The organism is Nocardia vulneris (genome assembly GCF_001613425.1).
Taxonomy (GTDB): Bacteria; Actinomycetota; Actinomycetes; order Mycobacteriales; family Mycobacteriaceae; genus Nocardia; species Nocardia vulneris.
The window spans coordinates 65,396-89,474 of record NZ_BDCI01000041.1 but is presented as its reverse complement, the minus strand read 5'-3'; the positions used below and the strand labels follow the sequence as shown (position 1 = coordinate 89,474).

Annotated in this window: 21 protein-coding genes; 9 read left to right on the top strand and 12 right to left on the bottom strand. The window is 68.8% G+C overall.

Annotation, left to right across the window (positions count from 1 at the left end; genetic code table 11):
* Positions 1 to 2: 2 nt before the first annotated feature.
* Positions 3 to 1,052: a 3-oxoacyl-ACP synthase III family protein gene (locus NVU01S_RS35105; RefSeq protein ID WP_043665475.1), complete on the bottom strand. Its 1,050-nt coding sequence runs from the start codon at positions 1,050 to 1,052 to the stop codon at positions 3 to 5.
* 723 nt (positions 1,053 to 1,775) lie between these two features.
* Between NVU01S_RS35105 and NVU01S_RS35100 the strand changes: the two genes are divergently transcribed.
* Complete coding sequence (locus NVU01S_RS35100; protein ID WP_043665698.1) at positions 1,776 to 2,696, top strand: LLM class F420-dependent oxidoreductase; 921 nt, start codon at positions 1,776 to 1,778, stop codon at positions 2,694 to 2,696.
* Positions 2,697 to 2,722: 26 nt separating this feature from the next.
* On the opposite strand, the gene NVU01S_RS35095 is transcribed toward NVU01S_RS35100, so the two are convergent.
* Both NVU01S_RS35095 and NVU01S_RS35090 read right to left on the bottom strand, forming a co-directional pair.
* A complete protein-coding gene (locus NVU01S_RS35095; RefSeq protein WP_043665478.1) occupies positions 2,723 to 4,795 on the bottom strand; it encodes a CocE/NonD family hydrolase in 2,073 nt (690 codons plus the stop codon).
* A 316-nt stretch (positions 4,796 to 5,111) separates the two neighbouring features.
* On the bottom strand, positions 5,112 to 6,047 hold the full coding sequence (locus NVU01S_RS35090; RefSeq protein ID WP_052280256.1) for a LysR family transcriptional regulator: 936 nt from the start codon (positions 6,045 to 6,047) through the stop codon (positions 5,112 to 5,114).
* Between the two features lie 192 nt (positions 6,048 to 6,239).
* Between NVU01S_RS35090 and NVU01S_RS35085 the strand changes: the two genes are divergently transcribed.
* Positions 6,240 to 7,340, top strand: a complete 1,101-nt coding sequence (locus tag NVU01S_RS35085; RefSeq protein ID WP_373864237.1) for a PQQ-dependent sugar dehydrogenase — start codon at positions 6,240 to 6,242, stop codon at positions 7,338 to 7,340.
* Between the two features lie 5 nt (positions 7,341 to 7,345).
* On the opposite strand, the gene hutI is transcribed toward NVU01S_RS35085, so the two are convergent.
* The 5 genes from hutI to hutH all read right to left on the bottom strand — a co-directional run bounded on the left by hutI (position 7,346) and on the right by hutH (position 14,358).
* A complete protein-coding gene (hutI, locus tag NVU01S_RS35080) occupies positions 7,346 to 8,503 on the bottom strand; it encodes an imidazolonepropionase (RefSeq protein ID WP_043665483.1) in 1,158 nt (385 codons plus the stop codon).
* Positions 8,491 to 9,795, bottom strand: a complete 1,305-nt coding sequence (locus NVU01S_RS35075) for a formimidoylglutamate deiminase (protein ID WP_052280257.1) — start codon at positions 9,793 to 9,795, stop codon at positions 8,491 to 8,493. Before NVU01S_RS35075 ends, hutI begins: the two co-directional genes overlap by 13 nt.
* A 52-nt stretch (positions 9,796 to 9,847) precedes the next feature.
* Positions 9,848 to 11,047, bottom strand: coding sequence for an allantoate amidohydrolase (locus NVU01S_RS35070; protein ID WP_156161443.1), 1,200 nt, complete (start codon positions 11,045 to 11,047; stop codon positions 9,848 to 9,850).
* A gap of 37 nt (positions 11,048 to 11,084) precedes the next feature.
* On the bottom strand, positions 11,085 to 12,737 hold the full coding sequence (gene hutU, locus NVU01S_RS35065) for a urocanate hydratase (protein ID WP_043665486.1): 1,653 nt from the start codon (positions 12,735 to 12,737) through the stop codon (positions 11,085 to 11,087).
* 73 nt (positions 12,738 to 12,810) lie between these two features.
* On the bottom strand, positions 12,811 to 14,358 hold the full coding sequence (hutH, locus tag NVU01S_RS35060; RefSeq protein WP_043665488.1) for a histidine ammonia-lyase: 1,548 nt from the start codon (positions 14,356 to 14,358) through the stop codon (positions 12,811 to 12,813).
* Positions 14,359 to 14,445: 87 nt separating this feature from the next.
* Between hutH and NVU01S_RS35055 the strand changes: the two genes are divergently transcribed.
* A complete protein-coding gene (locus NVU01S_RS35055; RefSeq protein WP_043665490.1) occupies positions 14,446 to 15,222 on the top strand; it encodes an IclR family transcriptional regulator in 777 nt (258 codons plus the stop codon).
* Between the two features lie 4 nt (positions 15,223 to 15,226).
* On the opposite strand, the gene NVU01S_RS35050 is transcribed toward NVU01S_RS35055, so the two are convergent.
* The gene (locus NVU01S_RS35050; RefSeq protein WP_244467130.1) at positions 15,227 to 16,075 is read right to left on the bottom strand and encodes an SAM-dependent methyltransferase; all 849 of its coding nucleotides are present in this window, start codon (positions 16,073 to 16,075) and stop codon (positions 15,227 to 15,229) included.
* A gap of 206 nt (positions 16,076 to 16,281) precedes the next feature.
* Here NVU01S_RS35050 and NVU01S_RS35045 point away from each other — a divergent pair, with 206 nt between their 5' ends.
* From NVU01S_RS35045 to NVU01S_RS35035, 3 genes are read left to right on the top strand one after another with little or no spacing between them, the layout of a single operon-like run.
* On the top strand, positions 16,282 to 16,728 hold the full coding sequence (locus tag NVU01S_RS35045) for a MarR family winged helix-turn-helix transcriptional regulator (RefSeq protein WP_043665495.1): 447 nt from the start codon (positions 16,282 to 16,284) through the stop codon (positions 16,726 to 16,728).
* Between the two features lies 1 nt (position 16,729).
* On the top strand, positions 16,730 to 17,152 hold the full coding sequence (locus tag NVU01S_RS35040) for an organic hydroperoxide resistance protein (RefSeq protein WP_014984153.1): 423 nt from the start codon (positions 16,730 to 16,732) through the stop codon (positions 17,150 to 17,152).
* Positions 17,153 to 17,165: 13 nt separating this feature from the next.
* Positions 17,166 to 18,149, top strand: a complete 984-nt coding sequence (locus tag NVU01S_RS35035; RefSeq protein WP_043665499.1) for a zinc-binding dehydrogenase — start codon at positions 17,166 to 17,168, stop codon at positions 18,147 to 18,149.
* A 6-nt stretch (positions 18,150 to 18,155) separates the two neighbouring features.
* Here NVU01S_RS35035 and NVU01S_RS35030 read toward each other — a convergent pair whose 3' ends face one another.
* From NVU01S_RS35030 to NVU01S_RS35020, 3 genes are read right to left on the bottom strand one after another with little or no spacing between them, the layout of a single operon-like run.
* Complete coding sequence (locus NVU01S_RS35030; protein WP_043665501.1) at positions 18,156 to 19,709, bottom strand: phytoene desaturase family protein; 1,554 nt, start codon at positions 19,707 to 19,709, stop codon at positions 18,156 to 18,158.
* A 60-nt stretch (positions 19,710 to 19,769) separates the two neighbouring features.
* Entirely contained in the window at positions 19,770 to 19,964 is a 195-nt protein-coding gene (locus tag NVU01S_RS35025; RefSeq protein ID WP_029898038.1) for a ferredoxin, read from the bottom strand.
* 28 nt (positions 19,965 to 19,992) lie between these two features.
* Positions 19,993 to 21,213 (bottom strand): cytochrome P450, encoded by a 1,221-nt coding sequence (locus NVU01S_RS35020; RefSeq protein ID WP_043665505.1) that lies wholly within the window; start codon positions 21,211 to 21,213, stop codon positions 19,993 to 19,995.
* A 96-nt stretch (positions 21,214 to 21,309) separates the two neighbouring features.
* Here NVU01S_RS35020 and NVU01S_RS35015 point away from each other — a divergent pair, with 96 nt between their 5' ends.
* The 3 genes from NVU01S_RS35015 (at position 21,310) to NVU01S_RS35005 (ending at position 24,032) form a co-directional block, all read left to right on the top strand.
* Positions 21,310 to 21,930 carry a TetR/AcrR family transcriptional regulator gene (locus NVU01S_RS35015; RefSeq protein ID WP_043665507.1) on the top strand — a complete coding sequence of 207 codons (621 nt, stop codon included), beginning with the start codon at positions 21,310 to 21,312 and terminating at the stop codon, positions 21,928 to 21,930.
* A gap of 240 nt (positions 21,931 to 22,170) precedes the next feature.
* Entirely contained in the window at positions 22,171 to 23,346 is a 1,176-nt protein-coding gene (locus NVU01S_RS35010) for a lipase family protein (RefSeq protein WP_244467131.1), read from the top strand.
* Complete coding sequence (locus tag NVU01S_RS35005; RefSeq protein ID WP_156161444.1) at positions 23,343 to 24,032, top strand: DUF998 domain-containing protein; 690 nt, start codon at positions 23,343 to 23,345, stop codon at positions 24,030 to 24,032. Before NVU01S_RS35010 ends, NVU01S_RS35005 begins: the two co-directional genes overlap by 4 nt.
* Positions 24,033 to 24,079 lie beyond the last annotated feature (47 nt).

The following is a 24,079-nucleotide window of genomic DNA, read 5'->3' as shown; positions in this document are numbered from 1 at the left end:
GCTCACACACCTACTTCACGCAGAGATACGGAGATGGTCCCGTAGACCATTCCGGACGCGGACGGAACGATCAGCACCTTCGACCCGGGCGGTATCTCGCCGCGTTTCAGATGGTCGTGCAGCACCACGAAATGGGATGTCGACGCGGTGTTGCCGTATTTTTCCAGCGACGTGAGATGTTCCGGTTGCGGACTCTCGTATTCGCGCACCATCAGGCTGTTGACGTAATCGAGCGCGGGTTTGCTGAACTGGTGATGGATGACGAAGTCGAAGCCTTCGTGCTCGAACGAAGACCCACGGGTCGCCAGATAGTCCCGCAATCGACGAATACCTTGCAGATACCGTTCCTCGTTCTGCATGGCACGATTGTCGGTGTACATCGCGATACCCTGATTCCGATCGCTGGGCATACCGATGCAGAGGTCGGCGTATTCGGCCGAGGTCATCATGTCGATGAATTCGATCGAATCGCCGGGACTGCCTTCCGCGTCCAGGAGCACCGCGGCGCCCGCGTCGCCGACGGTGAGTGCGGCGAAATGCGGGTCGTACTTCTTGGAGATCTCCCGCACCGCGGTCTCCGCGATCGGGGTGATCTGCTCTCCGCTGACCACCAGACCGCGCCGGACCAGGCCGGCCCTGATCATGCTGTCCAGGATCAGCACGCCGGTGGACATGCCCGCGCACGCGTTCGTGATATCGAAGTATTTCGCGTCGTGCGCACCGATCGTGTTCCGGACGAGCAGCGCGAACGACGGTTCATAATAGAACTTGGTCCCGGCGACAGTTCGTGTTATCGACGTCGAGATCACGATGTCCAGGTCTTCGGCCGTATATCGGGAATTGTCCAGACACTGTTGTGCGGCCGTCGATGCCAGAACACAGGAATCCTCGACGATTCCGTCCGCGTTCCGATGCACCCGCCGCTCCCGAATTCCGGTGATCCGCTCCAGATCGAAGCGGAATTCCGGATCCAGCCGTCCCACCAATTCCTCGGTGGTGACCACCTTTTCCGGCACATAGGTGCCGATGGATTCGATACGAGATAGGACCATTAATCATCCTCCAGGGAAATCGACACAGCCCAGCACTACCGCACCGCACCAGGGCGGCGGGCAGTGTTGATTTTCGTGTGTCAGCCGAACAACGAAGTCGGCAACAATACCCAGTGACGGCACCGCACTACCGCCGTCACTCGCTGGTCAACGCTCCGAATTCCACGCCGTTGGGAGAATCGTGCGATCCACATCGTTGGGCCTCGCACGGACAGAGCAATCGACAGAACCACCGAATAATTGCAGCAGGAAACCCGATCCCGCTGACAATCAGGTCAGAAAGATTGACATCTCATTGGTTCGCATCACCACAACTAGACCCCCATTGCGTCGATACCGGCACGGACGATCCGACTATTTCGACTCGGTCTCATCTAGATCGTCTGGCAACTGAGGTTACCCGACCGGGTCAGGTCAGGCAATACTAAGAAACCGACTGCCCATGATCCCACGACCGCACTGCCATCGAGATGCGTTATGCCGCAGGATGTTAGACACCACGATCGTTGATCTTGCGAATTGTTGTGCACACCAACACCTTTCGCAGCACCGAATCCGACTCGGACACATGCGTTCTCGCTGCGGTGTGTGCCGCGGACCGCCGAGTGGCAGGAACTTGTCATTGACCCTCCCGCACGGGGCCGCCGGCCCGCCGAGACGGGCGTCACGACACCACACCCCCGGCCCGCGCCGGTGCCGCGGAGCTCGGGCACGATGGTGCTCATGGAATTGCGCATCTTCACCGAACCACAGCAGGGTGCGAGCTACGACACCCTGCTCACCGTTGCCAAGGCCACCGAGGATCTGGGATTCGACGCGTTCTTCCGGTCCGACCACTACCTCCCGATGGGCGCCGCCGACGGCCTGCCCGGCCCCACCGACGCGTGGATCACCCTCGCCGGACTGGCCAGGGAGACCAAGCGGATCCGGCTGGGCACCCTGGTCACCGCCGCCACCTTCCGGCTGCCCGGCCCGCTGGCCATCCAGGTCGCGCAGGTGGACCAGATGTCCGGCGGCCGGGTGGAGCTGGGTATCGGCAGCGGCTGGTTCGCCGAGGAGCACGCCGCCTACGGCATCCCCTTCCCCGCGGACAAGTTCGCGCGGTTCGAGGAGCAGCTCGCGATCATCACCGGGCTGTGGTCCACCAAGCCCGGCGACACCTTCTCCTACAGCGGCCAGCACTACCAGCTCACCGACTCCCCGGCCTTGCCGAAGCCGGTGCAGAGTCCGGTGCCGTTGCTGATCGGCGGCCTCGGCGCCAAACGCACGCCGCGCCTGGCCGCCGAGTACGCGACCGAGTTCAACATCCCGTTCGCCTCGATCGAGGACAGCGCCGCCCAGTTCGACCGGGTGCGGGCCGCCGCCGAGGCCCGTGGCCGCCGGAGCGAGGACCTCGTCTACTCGAACGGTCTCGTCGCCTGCGTCGGCGCGAACGACGCCGAGGTGGCCCGGCGCGCCGCCGCGATCGGCCGCGAGGTGGCCGAACTGAAGACGAACGGCCTGGCCGGCTCGCCCGCCGAAGTGGTCGACAAGATCGGACGCTACGCCGAGATCGGTACCCAGCGGATCTACTTGCAGATCCTCGATCTCGACGACCTCGACCACCTCGCGCTCATCGCGGACCAGGTGCAGGCCAAGCTCTGACCCGCGGACCGGCGGCGCCGCTCGGCTCAGTCGAGCGGCCTGCTGGTCGGCAGGTTGACGAAGCTCGGCGCGGCCGGATCCAGCAGCAGCGATTGCGGTTTCAGCTCGGTGTTGTTCAGCAGCGGCCGGAAAGCCAGTGCCTTCGGCGAGTTTCCGGCGAAGACGTCGACGCGCAGTCGATGACCCGGTTGCAGCACCGCCTGCACCGGGATGACGGCGATGTCCAGCGCCGTCGGCTCACCGGGCACCACGGGCAGCAGCCGATCCAGGGTGATCGGGTTGTACGGGGCCGTGAAATCACCGTTGGCCGAACGGGTGCTCTTCGCCTCGTCCACCGCGCGCATCGACGCGGTCAGCTGCCCGGTGCTCAGCACGGTGGAAGTACCGTCCGGCGCAACATCGTTCACGGTCACCGACCAATAACCGTCGGTCGCGTCGTGCACGGTGTTGAGATGGGCGTTGATCGGCCCGGAGATGACCGTCGGCTCGGTGACCGGTGCGCCGGTGAAGGTCAGCGCGTTCTGCTCGGCGATCCGGGAATCCTTGGCGCACATGTCCACTGCGGCGGTGAGACCCGCCGAACCCTGGGCGGCGTCGCGCGAACACACGGTGCTCAAGCCGGGGGCCACCGTCAGCGTCTTGGTTTCCGCCGGTCCCGCGGTGGACAGCGACCCGTCGTAGACGCTCGTCGCGGTGCCGCTCGGCGCAGCGGTCAGATACACCCGCCGATGGGTGACGTCGGTCTGCGGGAACTCTCCCAGCGTGATCCAGCCGCCGCCCTGCTCCCAGACGGTCACCGGGCCGAAGCCGCCGATCCCGTGGTCGATGTCCTTGAGCCACTTGTCGAACCACACCCGCTGCAACACCGGCAACCGCGGCGGCGCACCCGGGAAACCGGTGCCCGAACCCGGATTCGCGTGGTAAGTGTCGCCGACGATCAGTTGTTTCTGGTTCGGGGCCAACGGGATCGCGTTGTAGAGCTTGGTGGCGCTGTTGGCGAAGATATCGTGCCAGCCGCTGTAGACGAAGGTGGGCACGGTGATCCGCTCGGGGTGACCCAGAATGCCTTGGCGCAGTTCGCTGTTCTCGTCCAGCAGCTCGGCCAGAGCGGGCGGCACGGCGTCCAGCGACGGCGTGACCAGCGCCTGCACCAGCAGGTCGTAATTGGTGGACGGGTCGGCCATCCGGTCGTGGAACCACTGCCAGTCGAAGGTGCCGTCGAGCATCGAGCGCACGTCGGGCAGCACCTTCATCTGGTTCACGTTGCTCAGCCAGAGCGGCATGAAGGTGGTGCCGATGCCGCCGCCCGGCGCGACGACGTCGCGCATCAGGTCGCTGCCCGGCGTCACCGGGAAGATGGCTTTCAGTGCGGCCGGGGCGTTTTCGGCCGCACGGAGCTGATTGATGCCCGCGTAGGAGCCGCCGTTCATGCCGACCTTGCCGGTGGACCACGGCTGGGCTGCGGCCCACTCGATCACTTCCCGGGTGTCCAGCTGCTCACGCGCGCCGAGCGTGTCCCACATCCCCTGGGAGAAGCCGGTCCCCCGGACATCGGCGACCACCTGCGTGTAGCCGCTGCGGATGAGGTCGCGATCGATGCCGAGCACGGTGTGTACGGTGCCGCCGTCGAGTGCGTGCAGCAGATCCTCGAAACCGCTGACCGGGGTGCCGGACAGGTCCATCCGCCGGATCAGGTCCACCGCCATCGGTTGCAGATTCGGGATGGCCAGCGCCGAATCGACCAGATTGGACGCCAGTTTGCTGTACGGCGTGAGATTCACGATCGTCGGCAGCGGCTGCTGCTCGATCTGCCCGGCGGCGTCCATCGGGCGGTACACGTTGGCCTTCAACACGACACCGTCGCTCATCCGGATGGGGACGTCCCAGTCGATGTGCACATCGGCGTAGGGCTGCGGCCCGTCATGTAGTGCGGTCCAGCGCTCGCTGCGCTGACTGTCGGAGTCGCTGCTCGGTTCCGCGGCTGCGGCACCGGATAGGGAGTCGACCGCGGATAGACCGCCGACCACGAGCACGGCTGCCGCCGCTACCACTCGAGCCACACTGACAAACCGTTGTGCCACTTGACGCCCCGAACGCATCCGTCTCCTCGACTGAGTTCTCGCACGCTGATTGAGTTACGGTGTAGCGAGGAGACAACATAGCAATCGGTGCGCAAATTTCCTGGGAGGTACGGCCCGGTCGGGCATTCCGCCGAGTACGCGGACGGCCTGCTGAACCGTCACGACGCACTGCGCCGGCTCGGGCTGCCGGGATTCGGGGTACGGCCGCGTACGACAGCGGTACGCGCCGGGCGCGGCGAGGGAAGCCTGGCGGCGCGTATCGGATTGGTACGGCACACATCTGGGCTGAGTCACGAAGCCGGTCACGGACCCGGCCGGCCACACCGGTCCCGGGTCAGGACGCCCGGTCCTGGTCGCCCAGGTCTTCCTCATCCAGCCCGGCATCACCCAGCGCGACGTCCTTGCAGGCCTCCAGTAACGGCTGCAGGCGGTCCATCGCGCTGCTGCGCACGGCGAGCACCGTCGGCAAGGCGAGCACACCCGGTGTGCACAGCGGCAGGAACGCCACTCTGCTACTGCGCAACAGGCGGGCGTGCGGTGCGTACAGTACGGTCCAACCGGGTTCGCCCGCGCCGAGCACCGCCAGGGTGTCCTGGATGGAGATCTGCTCGGGGCCGAGCACCGGCTCGAAACCCGCGTTGTGGCAAGCGGTGAGCACCAGGTCGTCGAGTAACGCGTTGTTGAGCCGGTTCGTCAGATACAACGGCAGCTCGGCCAGTTCGGCCAGATCCACGCAGCGGTCACGCGCCGAGGGGTGATCGGCGGGCAGCGCGACCACCAACTCGTCGTACCAGACCGGGATCTGGCGCACGCCCTCCGGGGCCGCCACCTCACCGCGCAGAAACGCCGCGTCCCACTCGTATTCCGAGACCTTGCGCAGGCGCTGCCCCAGGGCGGCGGAGGTCAGTTCGACCTTCAGGCCCGGGGCGCGCTGTTTCAGCGCGACGAGCAATCTCTCCAGACGCTCACCCATGCCGCGGCTGGTCCCGATCCGCAATACCGAAGGCGGGGTGAGGAAATCGGCGACGCTGGACCGCGCGCGCCGCTCCGCCGCCAGTACCCGGCGGGCGGCAGGCAGGAACGCCGCCCCGGCCTCGGTGAGCCGGACGCTGCGGGGTGAACGTTCCAGCAGGACCACGCCGAGCTCACGCTCCAGCCTGCTGAGCTGCTGGCTGACCGACGACTGCACGATCATCAGCCGCTCGGCCGCCCTGCCGAAATGTAGTTCTTCGGCCACCGCGACGAAGTATCTCAGTTGACGAAGTTCCACATGACCTCTGCGGGGTTCGGGGACAAGACTTGGGTCAGGCTACCGCCCGGGCCGCGCGGGTCACCGATGCGGCTTGTTCCAGCGCGCCGCGCGGCCCGCTGGACGACAATGGACAGCTCGATGTCCACACGCGACGACAGCGGAGGTGCGCTCGTGCGCAAGGCGGCGATCAGGTCGGGCAGCGGTCGCTGGATGCGCGCCGGGACGGCGGCGATGCTGCTGGTCGGAGTCTTGTCCGCGTGTGCGGAGTCCGACGACCCGGCCACCGCGCCGACCGGCACCGCACCGGTGACCACCGCGCCCGTCACCGCGGCGAGCAACCCGGCGGGCACCCCCGCGCTCGACGCGGCCGAGGAGATCGCACAGGGCATCGAGGTGCCGTGGGGCCTGGCGCTCATCCCCGGCGGCGGAGCCCTGGTGGCCGAGCGCGACAGCGGGCGGATTCTGCGGATCATGCCGGGACAGGCGCCCGAGCAGGTGCATCAGGTGCCCGGCGTCGTCGCGCGCGGCGAAGGCGGGCTGTTGGGTATCGCGCTGTCCCCGCAGTATCTCGAAAACCGCCAGGTGTATGCCTATTTCACGGCGGAGAACGACAATCGGATCGTCCGGTTGCGGCCGGACGGGCCACCGGAGCTGATCTTCGCCGGAATCGCCAAGGCGGGCAACCACAATGGTGGACGGATCGCCTTCGGGCCGGACGGCATGCTGTATGTGGGGACCGGCGACGCTGGGCAGAGCGCGCTCTCGCAAGATCCCGCCGGCCCTAACGGGAAGATCCTCCGGCTCACCCCGGAAGGCCAACCGGCGCAAGGTAACCCGACGCCGGGATCGCCGGTCTACAGCCTGGGCCATCGCAATGTGCAGGGCTTGGCGTGGGACGGTTCGGGCCGCTTGTTCGCGGCGGAGTTCGGGCAGAACAGGTTCGACGAGATCAACCTGATCGAACCAGGGCGCAACTACGGGTGGCCGACCGTCGAGGGGAAAGGCGGCGCCGATCGCGGATTCACCGAGCCGCTGCTCACCTGGTCGACCGCCGAGGCGTCGCCCTCCGGCATCGCGATCGGCGGGGACACACTGTATGTCGCGGCGTTGCGCGGCGAGCGGCTGTGGGTGGTGCCCCTGCGCGACGGGGTACCCGGCGAGCCACGCGCCGAACTGCGCAACACCTACGGCCGCCTGCGCACCGTCATCGCGGCACTGGACGGCGCACTGTGGATCACCACCTCCAACACCGACGGACGCGGCGACGAGCGACCGAACGACGATCGCGTCGTACGCTTTCCAGCACGCTGAACCGATCAGTCGCGCACCGGCGCCACGACCGCCCGGCCCAACCGCCACACCGCGAACGTCAACGGCACGCCCGGTCGATAAGCCAGGTGCGTGACCGACGGCGCGTCCAGCACCTGGAGATCCGCGCGCGCACCGACCCGCAGCACGCCGACGTCGTCGCGGCGCAGCGCACGCGCGCCGCCCGCGGTCGCGGCGTACACCGCTTCGGCGACCGAAAGACCCATCTGCAGAACCGCGGTCGCCACGCAGAACGCCATCGAGGTGGTGTAGGAGCTGCCGGGGTTCGCGTTGGTGGCCAGCGCGACCGTCGCGCCCGCGTCCAGCAGCGCGCGGGCGGGGGCGAGTCGCTGCCGGGTGGACAGATCGCAGGCGGGCAGCACGGTGGCGACGGTGTCGGAGGCGGCGAGCGCTTCGATATCGGCGTCGGTCAGATAGGTGCAGTGATCCACGCTCGCCGCACCGTGTTTCACCGCCAATTGCACGCCGGGCCCCGCGCCGAGCTGGTTACCGTGCACGCGCAACCCGAGGCCGCGCGCAGCGGCCGCCCGGAGCACCCGGTCGGTCTGCGCTTCGTCGAACGCGCCGGTCTCACAGAACACGTCGGCCCACCGGACGTAGGGCGCGACCGCGTCGAGCATCGCGCCGCACACCAGGTCGACGTAGTGGTCGGCGGTCATCCCGGACGGCACGAGGTGCGCGCCGAGGAAGGTCACCTCGTCGGCGGCCGCGGCGGCGAGCCGGGCGGAGCGCAGCTCGTCGGCGACGCTGAGCCCGTAGCCCGTCTTGGTCTCGAGACAGGTGGTGCCCTGCCGCCGGGCCTCGGCGATGTGCCGGGCCAGATTGGCCGAAAGTTGTTCGTCCGATGCGGCTCTCGTGGCGGCGACGGTGGTCGCGATGCCGCCCGCGCGGTAGGGCCGTCCCGCCATCCGCGCCTCGAACTCGGCGGTGCGGTCCCCGGCGAAGACGAGGTGGGTGTGGCTGTCGACCCAGCCGGGCAGCACGGCGCGACCGCCGACGTCGACCCGTTCGTCGGCCGCGGGCGCCGCGGCGGCCGGGCCGACCCAGGCGATGCGCTGGCCGTCGAGCAGCACCGCCGCGTCGCGCAGCTGGCCCTCCTCGGTATTGGTGGTGAGTTCGCCGATACCGGTGATCAGGGTCGACACAGGGCCTCGATCTCCTCTCGCAATACGGTTGCCGGGTGGTCCACGTGCAGGTGGCGGTGGTCGGTCACGACCGGCCGCCCGGCGATCAGCACCGCGCGGACATCACTCGCGGCGGCGGCGAACAGCGCGGCGGCGGGCGCGGTGCCCGCGGTGCGGATCGAATCCAGGTCGACGGTGACCAGGTCGGCGGCCGCACCGGCGGCGATCCGCCCGGCTTCGGGCCAGCCGATGGACGCGTGATCGGTGGCGGCCCGGTACAACTCGGCCGGGGTGAAACGGCCGCGGGCCCGGCTGGCCAGACGTTCGTCGAGTTCGAGCGCCCGCCACTCCTCGAACGCGTCGATCACCGCGTGACTGTCGGTGCCGAGGCACAGTCCGACGCCGGCGTCGGACAGCGCACGCGCCGGGCCGATACCGTCACCGAGGTCCCGTTCGGTGGTGGGACAGAAGCACGCCCGGCTGGCGGAGTCGGCGAGCAGGCCGATGTCCAACGCGGTGAGGTGGGTCGCGTGGACCGCGACCGTCTGCGGCCCGAGCACCCCGGTCTTCGCCAGCAGCGCCGTCGGCGTGAGACCGTGCGCGGCAAGGCAATCGCTGTTCTCGGCGGGCTGCTCGGACAGGTGGACATGCAACGGCCGCCCGGCCGCCGCCGCCGCGATGACCGGCAGCGCGGCCGACGGCACGGCCCGCACCGAATGCGCGGCGACGCCGGTGCGCACCAGCTCCGAGGCCGGCGTGAACGCGGCGGCGCGGGCGGCCCACGCGTCCACGGTGCCGTCGCTGAAGCGCAGCTGATGCTCGCCCAGTTCGACCTCGAAACCGCCTGCGAGATAGCAGGTGTCGAGCAGGGTCAGCCGGATGCCCGCGTCCGTGGCGGCGGCGGCGAGGGCGGCGCTCATGGCGGTGGGATCGGCATAGGGCACGCCGCCCGGCGCGTGGTGCAGGTAGTGGAACTCGCCGACGCTGGTGTAGCCCGCCAGCACCATCTCCGCGTAGACGGCGCGGGCCAGCCGGTAGTACGAGTCCGGATCCAGCCGCGCCGCAACGGCGTACATGCGCTCCCGCCAGGTCCAGAACGTGCCCTGATCGTGCTGGGTGCGGCCGCGCAGCGCACGATGGAAGGCGTGCGAGTGCGCGTTGGCGAATCCCGGCACGGTCAGCCCGCGCAGCAACTCCCCGGCGGGTTCGGTGCCCGGGACCACCGCATGGACCGCCGTGCCGCGCACATCGATCGTCACCCCGGCCGCCAAACCATCTGGCAGCCAGGCGTATTCGGCCCAATACACGGTCACGGCCGTACCTCCGGGGCGGCGGTCTGCGTAATGCTGCCGAGGTGGTCGCGGCTCATCCGGCCAGCTCCTCCAGCACCCGCGCCAAACCGGCTGCGCCACTGGCCACATCGGCGGCCTCGGCATGTTCCTCGGGGGCGTGGCTGATACCGGTGGGATTGCGGACGTACAGCATGCCCGAGGGGACGTGGGCCGCGAGAATGCCCGCATCGTGTCCGGCGCCGGTCGGCAGCGCGGGGACGCCGCCGAGCACCTTGTCCATCCGCTGCCGCAGCGGCTCGTCGAAAACCACGTCGTCCGAATAGGACTCCTCGGTGACGGTCAGCTCGCAGCCCTCCGCCGCGGCGGCCGCGAACGCCGCCTCGGTGATGTCCTCGACCAGTGCCGCGGTGCGGCCGTCGCCTGCCGCGCGCGCGTCCAGCCACAGATCCACCGTGGAGGCGATCACGTTCGTGCCGCCCGGCGTGGGCACCAGCCTGCCCACGGTGGCGCGGGCGTCGGTCATCGCGGCCGCGGCGCGGCGGGCGGCGGCCACCACGGCGGCGGCGGGCAGCATCGGGTCGTGCCGGTCGCCGAGCCTGGTCGCACCCGCGTGATTGCCCTGCCCCGAGAAGGAGAATCGGTAGCGGCCGTGCGCGATGATGGTGCTGCCGGTGGCGATCGGGCTGTCCAGCTCGATCAGGCCGCGGCCCTGCTCGACGTGCAACTCCACGAAACACCCGATCTTCGACAGCAACTCGGGGTCGGGCCCGAACCGTTTCGGATCGTGCCCGGCCTTCACCGCCGCCTCGGCCAGGGTGATGCCTTCCGCGTCACGGAGATTGCGGGCGCGATCGGGGTCGAGGGCGCCGGTGAGCAGCCGGGAACCGAGGCAGGGTACGCCGAATCGCCCGCCTTCTTCCTCGGCGAAGACCAGCACGGCGAGCGGCCGCGCGGGCGTGAAACCCTTGTCCTGCAGCATCTCCACCGCCGCGAGGGCACTGGCGACGCCGAGCGGGCCGTCGAAGGCGCCGCCGCCGGGGACCGAATCGAGATGGCTGCCGGTGACCACCGCGCCGGCCTCCGGACTTCCCCACCAAGCCCAGATGTTCCCGTTGCGGTCGGTGTTCACGTCCAGTCCGATGTGCAGCGCCTGGTCGATATACCAGTCGCGCAGTTCGAAATCGGCGTAGTCGTACACATGGCGCGAATAGCCGCCGCGCCGCGCATCCCTTCCGACACCGGCGATTTCGGCCATCAGCTCGTTCACGCCCACGGCGTCGCTCCTGTCGTGCTCGGTCCCGGCCGGTGGTTCACGGCGCCTCGTGCATGGGGATACGGACGCCGCGCTCGGCGGCGATCTTGTTCGCGCGGTCGTACCCGGCGTCCACGTGCCGGATCACGCCCATGCCGGGGTCGTTGGTGAGCACCCGCTCGATCTTCTGCGCGGCCAGCGCGGTGCCGTCGGCGACGCACACCTGCCCGGCGTGAATCGAGCGGCCGATGCCGACGCCGCCGCCGTGATGAATGGAGACCCAGCTCGCGCCGGACGCGGTGTTGAGCATCGCGTTCAGTAGCGGCCAGTCCGCGATCGCGTCGGAGCCGTCGGCCATCGCCTCGGTCTCCCGGTACGGCGAGGCCACGCTGCCGGAGTCGAGGTGATCGCGCCCGATCACCACCGGCGCCTGCAGTTCCCCGCTGGCCACCATTTCGTTGAAGCGCAGTCCCGCGAGGTGGCGCTCACCGTAGCCGAGCCAGCAGATCCGCGCCGGAAGGCCTTGGAACGCAACGCGTTCGCTCGCCATCGTGATCCACCGGCGCAGGGACTCGTTCTCCGGGAACAGCTCCAGCATCGCGCGGTCGGTCGCCGCGATATCGGCCGGGTCGCCGGACAGCGCGGCCCACCGGAACGGGCCCTTGCCTTCGCAGAACAGCGGCCGGATGTAGGCGGGGACGAAGCCGGGGAAATCGAACGCCCGGTCGCAGCCGCCGAGCTGTGCCTCGCCCCGTAGCGAATTGCCGTAGTCGAACACCTCGGCGCCACGGTCGAGGAAGCCCAGCATCGCGCCGACATGCTCGGCCATCGATTCGCGGGCCCGCTCGGTGAACTCGTCCGGCTTCTTGGCCGCGTAGTCCGCCCAGTCCTCGACGGCGATGCCGCGCGGCAGGTAGGCCAGCGGGTCGTGCGCGGAGGTCTGGTCGGTGACGATCTCGGGACCCAGACCCAGCTCCAGCAGCCGCGGCAGCACCTCGGCGGCATTGCCGATCAGCCCTACGGACAAGGCTTTTCGCTGCTTACGGGCCTCGGTCACGCGGCGCACCGCGTCGTCCAGATCGGTGGCGACCTCGTCGAGGTAGCGCTCCTGCACGCGCCGGTGCGCGCGGGCCGGATCACATTCGATCACCAGGGCCACACCATCGTTCATGGTCACCGCGAGGGGTTGCGCGCCGCCCATGCCGCCCAGGCCCGCGGTCACGGTGAGCGTGCCGGCGAGGGTGCCGCCGAATCGCTTGTCGGCCACCGCCGCAAAGGTCTCGTAGGTGCCCTGCAGGATGCCCTGGGTGCCGATGTAGATCCACGAGCCCGCGGTCATCTGGCCGTACATGGTCAGGCCGAGCGATTCGAGCCTGCGGAACTCGGGCCAATTCGCCCAATCACCCACCAGATTGGAGTTCGCGATCAGCACCCGGGGCGCCCACTCGTGGGTACGGAACACACCGACCGGCTTGCCCGACTGCACCAGCAGCGTCTCGTCGGTTTCCAAGGTGGTCAGGCAGCGGGTGATCGCGTCGAAACTGGCCCAGTCGCGCGCGGCCTTGCCGGTGCCGCCGTACACCACCAGATCCTGCGGGCGCTCGGCCACCGCCGGGTCGAGGTTGTTGTGCAGCATCCGCATGGCGGCCTCGGCCTGCCAGTTCTTGGCGGTGAGCTGCGTCCCCCGCGCGGCCGTGATTACTCGAGTCATGAAATCTGCCCCTGCCTGTGCTCGTTCAGTAAAAGAGAAGTGGCTGTCGCAGCCGGGTCGACGGCCCGCCCGTTCATGCGCTCAGCTGCGATTCGACCGCACGGGCGAGCGCACCCGAGCGCACCAGGCGCTCGGCGGCGGCGATCTCGGGCGCCAAGTGCCGGTCCGGGCCGGGGCCGTCGACCTCGGCGCGCAACAACGCCACCGCGGCGGCGGTCGCCGGACCCGGGCGCAGCGGGGCGCGCAGGTCGAGTGCCCTTGCGGCCGTGAGATATTCGACGGCCAGGACGGTGGCCAGGCCGTCGACGGCGGTGCGCAGTTTGCGGGCGGCGGACCAGCCCATCGAAACGTGGTCTTCTTGCATCGCGCTGCTGGGGATCGAATCCACCGAGGCGGGCACGGCCAGCCGCTTCAGTTCGCTGACCACCGCGGCCTGGGTGTACTGGGCGATCATATGGCCGGAGTCGACGCCGGGGTCGGCCGCCAGGAACGCCGGAAGGCCATGGGAGCGTGCGACATCCAGCATCCGGTCGGTGCGGCGTTCGGCCATGCTCGCCACGTCGGCCACCGGGATCGCCAGGAAGTCGAGCACGTAGGCGACCGGGGCGCCGTGGAAGTTGCCGTTGGATTCCAGGCGTCCGTCGGCCAGCACCACCGGATTGTCGACGGCCGCGGCCAGTTCCCGGCTCGCAACCAGTTCGGCGTGCGTCACGGTGTCCCGGGCCGCGCCGTGCACCTGCGGCGCGCAGCGCAGCGAGTAGGCGTCCTGCACCCGATTGCAGTCCGGCCCACGGTGACTGGCCACGATGTCCGAGCCGGCCAGCGCGGCCGCGATCCGGGCGGCGGAGCGGCCCTGTCCCGGATGCGGGCGCAAGGCTTGCAGGTCGGCGGCGAAGACCCGGTCGGTGCCGAGCAACGCCTCCACGCTCATCGCCGCGGTGATGTCGGCGACGTCGAGCAGCATGGTCAGGTCGGCCACCGCGAGCACCAGCATGCCGAGCATGCCGTCGGTGCCGTTGGTCAGCGCCAGGCCCTCCTTCTCGGCGAGGACCACCGGCTGGATGCCGTTGAGACGCAGCGCTTTTCCGGCGTCCATCACGGTGCCCGCGGCGTCGGTGACCTCGCCCTCGCCCATGAGCGCCAGCGCGACGGCGGCCAGCGGGGCGAGGTCGCCGGAGCAACCGAGGGAGCCGTACTCGTGCACGACCGGGGTGATGTCGGCGTTGATCAACGCGGCGAGCGTGGCGGCCGTCTCGGGCCGCACGCCGGTGTGGCCGGTGGCCAGGGTGCGCAGCCGCAGTACCATCAGCGCGCGGACCACCTCACGCTCCACCGGGCGACCGGCGCCCGCGGCGTGCGAGCGGATCAGCGAGCGCTGCAACGCGACCCGGCTCTCGGCCGGGATGTGGCGGGTCGCCAGCGCACCGAACCCGGTGGAGACACCGTAGGTCGGCACCGCGGCCGCGGCCAGCGCGTCGACGTGGGCCCGCGCCGCGGCCAGCCGATCCTCGGTGGCCTGGCTGAGGTGGACCTTGGCGCCGTGCCGGGCGACGGCGACGACCTGCTCCCCGGTGAGGGGTGCGTCGAGGGCCACGGTGGGTAGCTGTGCGGTGTCGGGCATGGCCACTATTCCACCGTCGCGACGGGCGGCGGAGAACGTGGGCCGGTGCGATAGTGTCTGATATCCAAGACACGCCGAGGAGATGGCATGGGAACCAGCAGTGACGTCCCGGCGTTGCGTCGCGGGTTGGCGGTGTTGCGACTGCTGGCCGGACGAGCCGGACCCATCTCGGCCTCGACGATCGCGCGCGAGCTCGACCTGCCCAGATCCACCACCTATCACCTGCTCGGCGAGTTGGAGGCGGCCCGTTTCGTGACGCGGCTGCCGAGCGAGCGGCGCTACGGATTGGGCATCGCCGCGTTCGAACTCGGCTCGGCCTACCTGCGCCACGATCCGCTGGAGCGGCTGGCCGGGCCACTGCTGCGCGAGCTGGTCGAACTGGTGGGGCACAACGCGCACCTCGGCGTGCTGCACGGCAACGAGCTGCTCTATCTCATCAAGGAGCGCCCGGTTCGGCCGGAAACCCTGGTCACAGGCGTCGGCGTCCGGCTACCGGCCCATCTCACCGCGTGCGGCCGGGCCATCCTGGCCCATCTGCCGCCGGCGCAGATCCGCGCGCTGTTCCCGTCGGCCGCGGCGTTCGTGCGCCGCACCGAACGGGGACCGAACTCGTTGCAGGCGTTGCGCACCGTGCTGGCGACCGAGCGCCGGCGCGGCTGGGCCTGCGAGGACGGGCACGTCACTCCCGGTTTCGCGTCGGTGGCCTATCCGGTCTTCGATCACAACCACAGCCCGATCGCGGCGATCAGCGTCACGCTGCGGCACCACTGCGAGGTGTCGCCGTGCCCGGCGGACTGGGCGCCGTTGGCGGCCCGGGTGCGCGCCACCGCGGATCAGCTGACCCAGCGCATCGGCGGCCGGTGACCGCTCAGCGCTTGCGCCCGACGCCGCCCCAGGCGGCCGAGGGCTTTTCGATCGGCTCGGCCGCGTCGGGATGCCACTGGTTCACCGGCACCACGCCGGGCTCCACCAGTTCGAGATCGCGGAAGACCTCACGGATCTGGTCGACGCTGCGGACATAGTACGGAACCGCGCCGGTTTTCGCGTAGTAGTCCGATAGGCGGACCAGTCGCTGATCCTCCGTGGTGCCCTCGTACATAGCGAAATAACTACCGGATGGAATGGCGTCCTGTAGCGCACCGGTGATGCGGATAACGTCGTCCCAAGTGCGTGCGTGACCGAGTACGCCCATGAACATGACGGCAATTGGCTTGTTGAAGTTCAGAATATTGCGTGCTTCTTGCACAATCTGTTCAGGATTGTGGAAATCGGATTCCACGAGTGCGGTGACACCTTCGTCGGTGGTGTTGATCAGCAAGGCCCGCGCGTGCGCCAGCACGAGCGGATCGTTGTCCACGTAGACGATCTTGGATTCGGGCGCGACACTCTGCGCGACCTCGTGCGTGTTCTGCATCGTCGGCAGTCCGGTGCCGACGTCGAGGAACTGCCGGATGCCCGCCTCGGCGGCGAGATGACGCACCATGCGGATCAGGAATCGGCGCGATTGCCGGGCCATCGTGCCGATATCCGGGAATACCGATTCGCCGGACTCGCCGGCAATGCGGTCGACTTCGTAAAAGTCCTGTCCCCCGAGCCAATAATTCCAGATCCGTGCGGAATGCGGTACATCGGTGCGGATCAGCCGATCGTTTTCGCGGACCATGATGCGGCTCCTAGCGGGGTAAGGCGACGTGCGGCTGACTGTACAAGCGCCCACGAACGCGTGTCGGCAGATTCGGAGATAAACATCGAAGAGTCAGAATGGACACGAGTCGCCCGCGTCGCCGAACGAACGGGAATCGTTTGTGCACCGGTGCCATCGGCCCGACACTCTACCGCCGCCCGACCCGGGGCCACGGCTGTGGCCCGGAACACTCCACCAGATAGGTTGTGCACAACTTAGTTGTGGGCTACGTTGTTGGCATGGCCGATCCGCTACACCTCGACGAGCAGCTGTGCTTCTCGCTCTACGCGGCGTCGAGGGCGATGACGGCGGTCTACCGAACAAAGCTCGAAAAGCTCGGGGTCACCTACCCGCAATACCTCGTGCTGCTGGCGCTCTGGGAGCGCGACGGACGCAGCGTCGGCGAGCTCTGCCAGGTGCTGGCACTGGATTCCGGAACACTCTCACCGCTGTTGAAGCGACTGGCGGCCGCGGGACACATCGAGCGCAGGCGTTCGGCCGCGGACGAACGTCGCGTCGATATCCACCTCACCGAACACGGGCGGGCGCTGCGCGCCGAGGCCTGCGGCATCCCCGCGCAGATGTCGGCCGCCAGTGGGCTGTCCATGGACGAATACCTGATGCTGCGGGCCGGCCTGCGGCGACTGACCGAAGCACTGACATCGACCCTCGAACAAGGAGAATGACATGCAGATCCTGTACACCGCAGAGGCTTTGGCGACCGGCGACGGGCGCAACGGGCACGCCAGGACCACCGACGGCAAGGTGGACGTCGCCCTCGCCGCGCCCAAGGAGATGGGCGGCAGCGGCGAGGGCACCAACCCCGAACAGCTGTTCGCGGCGGGCTACGCGGCCTGCTTCCACGGCGCCCTGCGCCTGGTCGGCAAGCAGGCCAAGGCGAATATCGACGACTCGGCCGTCGGCGCGAAGGTCGGCATCGGCCCCAACGACGCGGGCGGGTTCGGGTTGACCGTCACCCTCGAGGTCTCGCTGCCGCACCTGTCCCGTGACGAAGCGCAGGCGCTCGCCGACAAGGCTCACCAGGTGTGCCCCTACTCCAACGCCACCCGCGGCAACATCGACGTCGACGTAGTCGTCGCCGAAGACTGAGCGGAGGGCCGACATGCGTGCTGTAGTCATCGAGCGCTTCGGAGATCCCCAAGACGTACTGACCACAGCGGAACGGCCGGTACCCGAGCCAGGCGCGGGCGAGATCAGGGTCGCGTTGATCCTGTCCCCCATCCACAATCACGACCTGGCCATCGTGCGCGGCGTGTACGGCTACCGGCCGCCGCTGCCCGCGATCCCCGGCACCGAAGGCGTCGGTATCGTCGACGCGCTCGGCCCCGGCGTCACCGGTTTGACTGTCGGCCAACGGGTCACCGTGTCCGGCGCACAGAACGTCTGGGCCGATTTCTTCCTCGCGAAGGCGGCCCAGGCGGTGCCGGTGCCGGACCAGGTGTCCGACGAGACCGCCGCGCAATTGCTCGCCATGCCGCTCAGCGCGTTGATGCTGCTCGAAGACCTCGAGCTGGCCGAGGGCGACTGGATCGCCGTCAACGCGGCCAACGGTGCGGTCGGCAGGCTCGTCAATGTGCTTGCGGGGCAACGTGGTATCCGGGTGCTCAACCTGGTGCGCGGGCCCAAGTCGGTGGCAGCACTGCACGCCGACGGCTTCGAGCCGGTGTTCGACACCGAGGCCGACGGCTGGCGCGACGCGGTCGCGGCCGCGACCGGCGGCGCACCGATCGTGCGGGCGGTCGATCAGGTGGGCGGCCGTGCGGCCGACGACCTGCTGGCCTTGCTCGGCCCCAAGGGCTGGCTGATCTCGTTCGGGGCGCTGTCCGGGCAGCCGTTGAGCTTGAACCCGGGCACGCTCATCTTCAAACAGGCCGTGGTGAAGGGCTTCTGGGGTTCGAAGCGGATCGAGGAAACACCGGCCGAAGACCGGCGGCGTTTGATCGGCGAGCTGCTGACCGCGGCCGCCGAAGGGGTGCTGCGCCTGGAAGTCGAAGCCACCTTCGGGTTGGACTCGGCGGCCGAAGCGGCGATCGCCACGGAAAGCCCCGGCCGACGCGCGAAAGTCGCCCTTTCACCGAAGGTTTGACGCTGCTCACGGGCGCGGTTCGAGGACGGCCATCGCGGCATTGTGACCGGCAATGCCGCTGACCCCGCCGCCACGAACCGCGCCCGCGCCGCACAGCAACACGTTGGCGTGCGCGGTGGCGACACCCCAGCGGGTGGCGGGGTCCACCGGGGAATCGTCCGCACGGTAGGGAAAAGCCAAGTCACGGTGGAAGATATGCCCACCCGGCAGCCCCACCTCGCGTTCCAGGTCCAGCGGCGTCTTCGCCTCCAGACAGGGCTCGCCGCGCTCGTCGACCGCGAGACAGTCCGCGATCGGTTCGGCCAGCACCGAATCCAGCTGAGCCAAGGTCGCTTCGACCAGTTCGGCCTTGACCCGGGCCGGGTCTTTCGCGAAAAGCTTTGCCGGGGTGTGCAGGCCGAACAGCGTCAGGGTGTGCATACCCTGCGCCGCCAACTCCGGCGACAGGATCGACGGGTCCGTCAAGGTGTGACAGTAGATCTCCGAGGGCGGCGCGGACGGGATCCGGCCGATCGCCGCCTCGCCGTAGGCCTGGTCGAGCTGTGCGTACGATTCGGCGATATGGAACGTGCCCGCGAACGCCTCGCGCGGGTCGACCGTGCTGTCCCGCAACTTCGGTAGGCGGCGCAGCAGCATGTTGATCTTCAGTTGTGCGCCTTCGGGTTTCGGGTCGGCCGGTGCGCCGAGCAGCCCGGCCAGGTCCTGGGGTGCGGCATTCACCAGTACGTAACCCGCGGCGACGGCACCGCCGGCGAAGCTCACCTCGGCGTCGTGCCCGTCGGTGGCGATGGCGGTAACCGCACAGTCGGTGACGATCTCCGCGCCGAACTCGTGTGCCGCGGTGACCAGCGCGTCGGTCAGCGCGCCCATACCGCCGATCGGCACATCCCAGTCGCCGGTGCCGCCGCCGATCACGTGATAGAGGAAGCAGCGGTTCTGGCGCAGGGTCGGATCGTGGGCGTGGGTGAACGTGCCGATCAACGCGTCGGTGAACACGACGCCGCGCACGGTGTCGTCGTGGAAGCTCGATTCGACGAGTTCGCCGAGGGGACGCTCGAACAGCGAATCCCACACGGCGGCATCGCCGATGAGCTGCCGCAGCTCGGTGCGAGTCGGCAGCGGCCGGGTCATGGTCGGGAAGACCCGCTCGGCCAGCCGGGCCGTCATCCCGTAGAACTGTTGCCACGCAACGAAATCCCGGTCCGACCCGGTCAGGCGCACGAAGCTGTCCCGGGTGCGCGCCGCGGAGCCGGTGTCCACCAGCAATCCGCCCGCGCCGACCGGCGTATAGGACGAGATCTGCCGACGGCGCGTCGCGAACGACAAACCGAGTTCCTCGACGATCTGTCGCGGCAGCAGACTCACCAGATACGAGTACCGGGACAACCGGGCGTCCACCCCGGCGAACACGCGCGCCGACACGGCCGCGCCGCCGGTGTGCGAGTGCCGTTCCAGCAGCAACACCGAGCGCCCGGCGCGCGCCAGATACGCGGCGGCCACCAACCCGTTGTGGCCACCGCCGACGATCACCACGTCATATCTCGATCGTGTCGGCTGCATCTGTCCTGGATAGCACGGGAACGCCCGGCCCGGCTGCCGGAACCGGGCAGGGCGCGGCGGTTACTCGGTGAAAGCGACCGCGCCCGAGGGACAGATGTCGACGGCCTCGCGGACGGCCGCCGCATTTTCCGCGCCGGGGTCGGCGGTGACCACTTCCACGAGTCCGTCGTCGTCGCCCTGGTCGAAGACGGCGGGTGCGGTCAGGGCACAGAGGCCCGCGCCTACGCATACGGAGCGGTCGGCGGTGACGTGCATGGGAACTCCTTTCACGGTTCGGGCTCGGTCACCAGGTGACCGGAAGCTCGTTCACGCCTTGGATCGTGGTGCCGGGCCGCAAGGTCAGCTGCTCGGTGGGCACGGCCAGGCGCAGGGTCGGAATACGCTCGAGCAGACTGCCGAGGATGATCTCGAGCTCCAGGCGGGCCAGGTTCTGGCCGAGGCACTGGTGCACTCCGTAACCGAACGCGATGTGCTGGCGGGCCGAGCGGTGCACATCGAAGGTATCGGGCTCGGCGAAGACCGAACCATCGCGATTGGCAATGGAATTCGAGACGAGCACGCCCTCGCCCTGCTTGATCACGTGGCCGTCGATTTCGATGTCGGCCTTGGCGAATCGGCCGCCCGCGATATCGGCGATGGCCAGGTAGCGCAACAGTTCTTCGACCGCGCCCGGAATCAGCGACGGGTCGGCGCGCAGGGCCGCATGCTGGTCCGGATGCTCGAGCAGCGTGATCACCGACAGCGACGTCATCGAGGCGGTGGTCTCGTGTCCCGCGACGAGCAGCAGGATCGACGACGAGACGAGGTCCTCGCGGTCGATCTCGCCGCGCGCCAGCTGCTCGGTGACCAGGCTCGACAGCAGCCCGGGGCCCGGCTCGGCCTGCGACCTGGTGATCAACCCGTCCAGGTAGACGGCGAGATCGCGCCGCGCGGCGATCGCGCCCTCCGCGGTGGTCGATTGCACCAATCGCCTGCTGGCGTCCTGGAAGAATTCGTGGTCCTCGTACGGCACGCCGAGCAGCCGGCAGATCACCATGGACGGCACCGGCAGCGCGAACTGGCCGACCAGGTCGGCGGGCGGCCCGGCGGCGAGCAGGTCGTCGATGAATCCGTGCACGATCTGCTCGATATCGGCGCGCATGCCCTTGACCCGCTTCAGGGTGAACTCGCTGATCATCATCCGCCGCTGGGTGCTGTGTTCCGGCGGGTCCAGGCTGATGAAAGCCGGCTTGCTCGCCTGAAAGACCCGGAAGCGGGGCGAAACGGCGGGGAAGTTCGCGTGCGTGCGGTCGGCCGATAAGCGCGGATCGGCGAGCAGGGCGCGGGCGGTTTCGTGTTTGGTGACCACCCAGGCTTGCGCGCCGTCGAAGAGAGTCACCTTGTGCAGCGAATCCTGCTCGTCGCGCAGCTTCGTGTACTGCTCGGGCAGACGATACGGGCAGGTGCGGTTACTCGGAAAGGCGGGCGGGTCGTCGGTTCGGGGTGTCACAACTGTGTCGTTCATCGGTCCCCTCGAGATCGTAAGATACTCTTAGTACTCTATTTTTAGATTAGAGTGTCTTCCCAAGCAACGCAACGCTTTTCAGGAGTCCAGCCGCCAGTGAAAGTCCAGCAATCCGTCGACGCGGCGGCCGGCTACCGGAAGAACACGCGCAGGCGCGGCGCGGAATTGGAACAAGCCATCCGCACCGCGACCCTCGACGAACTCGCCGAGGTGGGCTATTCCGCGCTCACCATGGACCGGATCGCCGCCCGGGCGCGCACCAGCAAAACCGTCATCTACCGACGCTGGGCGAGCCGTGCCGAACTGGTCGTCGACGCCTGCAAATCCGGTGGTGTCTCCGACGTCGATCTGCCCGACACCGGTGCGCTCCGCACCGACGTGATCGCCCTGCTGCGGCAGATGTCAGCGAAGATGGCCACGCCGTTCGGCGGCATCATGCGCGGTCTGCTCGCCGAAATGACCCGCGACGCCGAACTCGGCCGCCTCATCCGGGAACGCGTGCAGCGGGTCGGTTCGTCGGCGATCCACACCATCCTGGAACGGGCCGTCGACCGCGGCGAAGTGGACCGCGCAATCCTGACCTCCCGCCGCGCCACCGTCGCCCCCGACCTGCTCCGCCACCACTTCCTCCTCTTCGACACCCCGGTCCCCGACGACGTCATCCTCGACATCGTCGACGACGTCTACCTCCCCCTGGTCCTGCGCCCCCATTCCTGAACGCGACTTTCCAGCATCCGTGCGGTCGGCCTCGAAGTAGCAGCGGGGCACCGGAGTTAGCACAGCCATGACTCGCTGAAGTTCTGCTTCACGCACCAGGTGCGCCGGGTTACGAATCGGTGCCGAGGTTGAGATTCCGCTCACTGACGCGTGCGGAGACGGCGATCACAGGACATCCTGATCTTGCTGGATACGGGTTCGACCGACGGTGCGCAGCAGAATCGAAGGAGCAACAGGAACGTGCGACCGAAAAGGGCACTGACGTGGGTTTCCCTGACCGCGACCGCGGTGCTGCTGGCGGCGAGCTGCGGCTCGGCCGCCGACGACGCGGACCCGGACACCCCGCCGCGGCCGGGCACGCTGCTCGCCCAGCGGCCGCTCACCAACGGCGGTCCCACGATCGCCGCGGCGGCCGCTTCGGCCACCTACTTCCGCTACATCTCCACCGCACCGGACAAGTCACCCATCGAGGTGTCGGGCGCGGTGTATTTGCCGAAAGGCACGGCGCCGGAAGGCGGTTGGCCGTTGGTGGCGTACGCGCACGGCACGGCGGGCGTGGTCAGTGATTGCGCGCCCACGAACTCGCCCGCGCTGTACGGCAACGACGTCACCGTGGCCAACTTGCTCGACGCCCACAAGGCGGTGGTGATGACCAACTATCAGGGGCTCGACGGGCCGGGTGCGGCGCCTTACCTGCACGCCGAGTCGTCCGGGTACGACGTGCTCGACTCCGTCCGGGCGGTCCGGCAACTCGACCTGCCGTTGACGAAAAAGGTGGTCCTGGTGGGGCTTTCGCAGGGCGGGCGGGCGACCGAGTCCGCGGCGGAGACGGCCGCGACCTACGCACCGGAACTCGAGATCATCGGGGATGTGCTGTTGTCGCCGGCATTGCGCAGCGAACTGGCACAGGCCGCGGAGACGAAGACGCTGACGGTCGGGCAGTACATGATGCTGCCCTATCTGGTGTCGGCGGTCCGCTACAGCGACCCGGACTATTCGTTCGACAAGGTGCTGCACGGTCCGCTGCTCACGGCCGCACCGCGCTTGGAAGCGCTCTGCACCGGGCAGACAACGCTGAAGGACCTGGCCATCGGTCAGGCCGCCACGCCCGCTGCCGCGCAGTTCGTCGACGACGCGGCGCGGCGGGCACTCGCCGATTACGAAGCCGGCGGCAACCTGCCCAAGGCGGTCACCGACATTCCGACCTTCATCTCCCGCGGCGACAACGACGATCTGGTCAGCACCGCGTGGACCAACCAGGCCGTCGCCGACATGTGCTCGCTCGGCACGAATCTGGTGGACAACGTGCTGCCCGGCGGACACGAGGCGTGGCGGGCCCGCGGCGAGTCGGTGACCGCGTGGATCAACGACCGATTCGCGGGACAGCCCGCCCCGGCCACGACGTGTCGCCGATGAGGCGGCTGAAAGCCGGTGCGGCGCTGCTGATCCTGACGGTGTCCTACTACCTCGTGCAGGCGGTGGTGGCGGGGCGCTGGGCCGAGCCCGGGTACGGCTGGGCCGGCAACATGATCAGCGACCTCGGGGTGCCCGAATGCCTCGGCGACATGGGGCAATACGGGTTGGTGCCGTCGCGCTACATCTGCTCGCCGTGGCATGCGGTGATGTCGGCCGAGTTCGTGCTGCTCGGTGTGCTCGTCCTCGGGGCGGCGTGGTGCCTCACGCCGCTGTTACCGAAAACCCTTCTCGGACGGGCTGTTCCCCTCCTCGCCCTGGTCAATTGCGTCGCCATCGTGCTCGTCGGCCTCTTTCCGGGAAGCGCGGACGAGGTTCCCGGCGGCAGCCGGGCGCGCGCCGTGCTGCACCCCACCGGGGCGATCGTGGAGCTGGCGACGGGTCTGGCGATCATGATCATCATCGCCTGGCTCTATCGGCGGCATCGCGGGTTCGCGCTCGCCACCGTCGCGCTGATCGTCGTCACCGTGTTCGGTATGGTCGCCAGCCTCGCCGCCGATCATCTCGGTTTGGGCGCCGGTGCGGCCGAACGCCTGGCGATCGATCCGTTCGTGCTCTGGCGGATCCTGACCGGTGTCGTTGTCCTGGCCGCGCTCCCCCGGCTCGCCCAGCGGGCCGGCCGAGACTGACCCGTCTGCCGTACTCAGCCCGTACCCGGCGTCCGCACCGGGTACGG

What these genes read in the sequence shown, in the direction of transcription:
- NVU01S_RS35105 (WP_043665475.1), bottom strand. Translation starts at nt 1,052, where the DNA reads ATGGTCCTATCTCGTATCGAATCCATCGGCACCTATGTGCCGGAAAAG.
- NVU01S_RS35100 (WP_043665698.1), top strand. Translation starts at nt 1,776, where the DNA reads ATGGAATTGCGCATCTTCACCGAACCACAGCAGGGTGCGAGCTACGAC.
- NVU01S_RS35095 (WP_043665478.1), bottom strand. Translation starts at nt 4,795, where the DNA reads ATGCGTTCGGGGCGTCAAGTGGCACAACGGTTTGTCAGTGTGGCTCGA.
- NVU01S_RS35085 (WP_373864237.1), top strand. Translation starts at nt 6,240, where the DNA reads ATGCGCGCCGGGACGGCGGCGATGCTGCTGGTCGGAGTCTTGTCCGCG.
- hutU (WP_043665486.1), bottom strand. Translation starts at nt 12,737, where the DNA reads ATGACTCGAGTAATCACGGCCGCGCGGGGGACGCAGCTCACCGCCAAG.
- hutH (WP_043665488.1), bottom strand. Translation starts at nt 14,358, where the DNA reads ATGCCCGACACCGCACAGCTACCCACCGTGGCCCTCGACGCACCCCTC.
- NVU01S_RS35055 (WP_043665490.1), top strand. Translation starts at nt 14,446, where the DNA reads ATGGGAACCAGCAGTGACGTCCCGGCGTTGCGTCGCGGGTTGGCGGTG.
- NVU01S_RS35045 (WP_043665495.1), top strand. Translation starts at nt 16,282, where the DNA reads ATGGCCGATCCGCTACACCTCGACGAGCAGCTGTGCTTCTCGCTCTAC.
- NVU01S_RS35040 (WP_014984153.1), top strand. Translation starts at nt 16,730, where the DNA reads ATGCAGATCCTGTACACCGCAGAGGCTTTGGCGACCGGCGACGGGCGC.
- NVU01S_RS35035 (WP_043665499.1), top strand. Translation starts at nt 17,166, where the DNA reads ATGCGTGCTGTAGTCATCGAGCGCTTCGGAGATCCCCAAGACGTACTG.
- NVU01S_RS35030 (WP_043665501.1), bottom strand. Translation starts at nt 19,709, where the DNA reads ATGCAGCCGACACGATCGAGATATGACGTGGTGATCGTCGGCGGTGGC.
- NVU01S_RS35025 (WP_029898038.1), bottom strand. Translation starts at nt 19,964, where the DNA reads ATGCACGTCACCGCCGACCGCTCCGTATGCGTAGGCGCGGGCCTCTGT.
- NVU01S_RS35020 (WP_043665505.1), bottom strand. Translation starts at nt 21,213, where the DNA reads ATGAACGACACAGTTGTGACACCCCGAACCGACGACCCGCCCGCCTTT.
- NVU01S_RS35005 (WP_156161444.1), top strand. Translation starts at nt 23,343, where the DNA reads ATGAGGCGGCTGAAAGCCGGTGCGGCGCTGCTGATCCTGACGGTGTCC.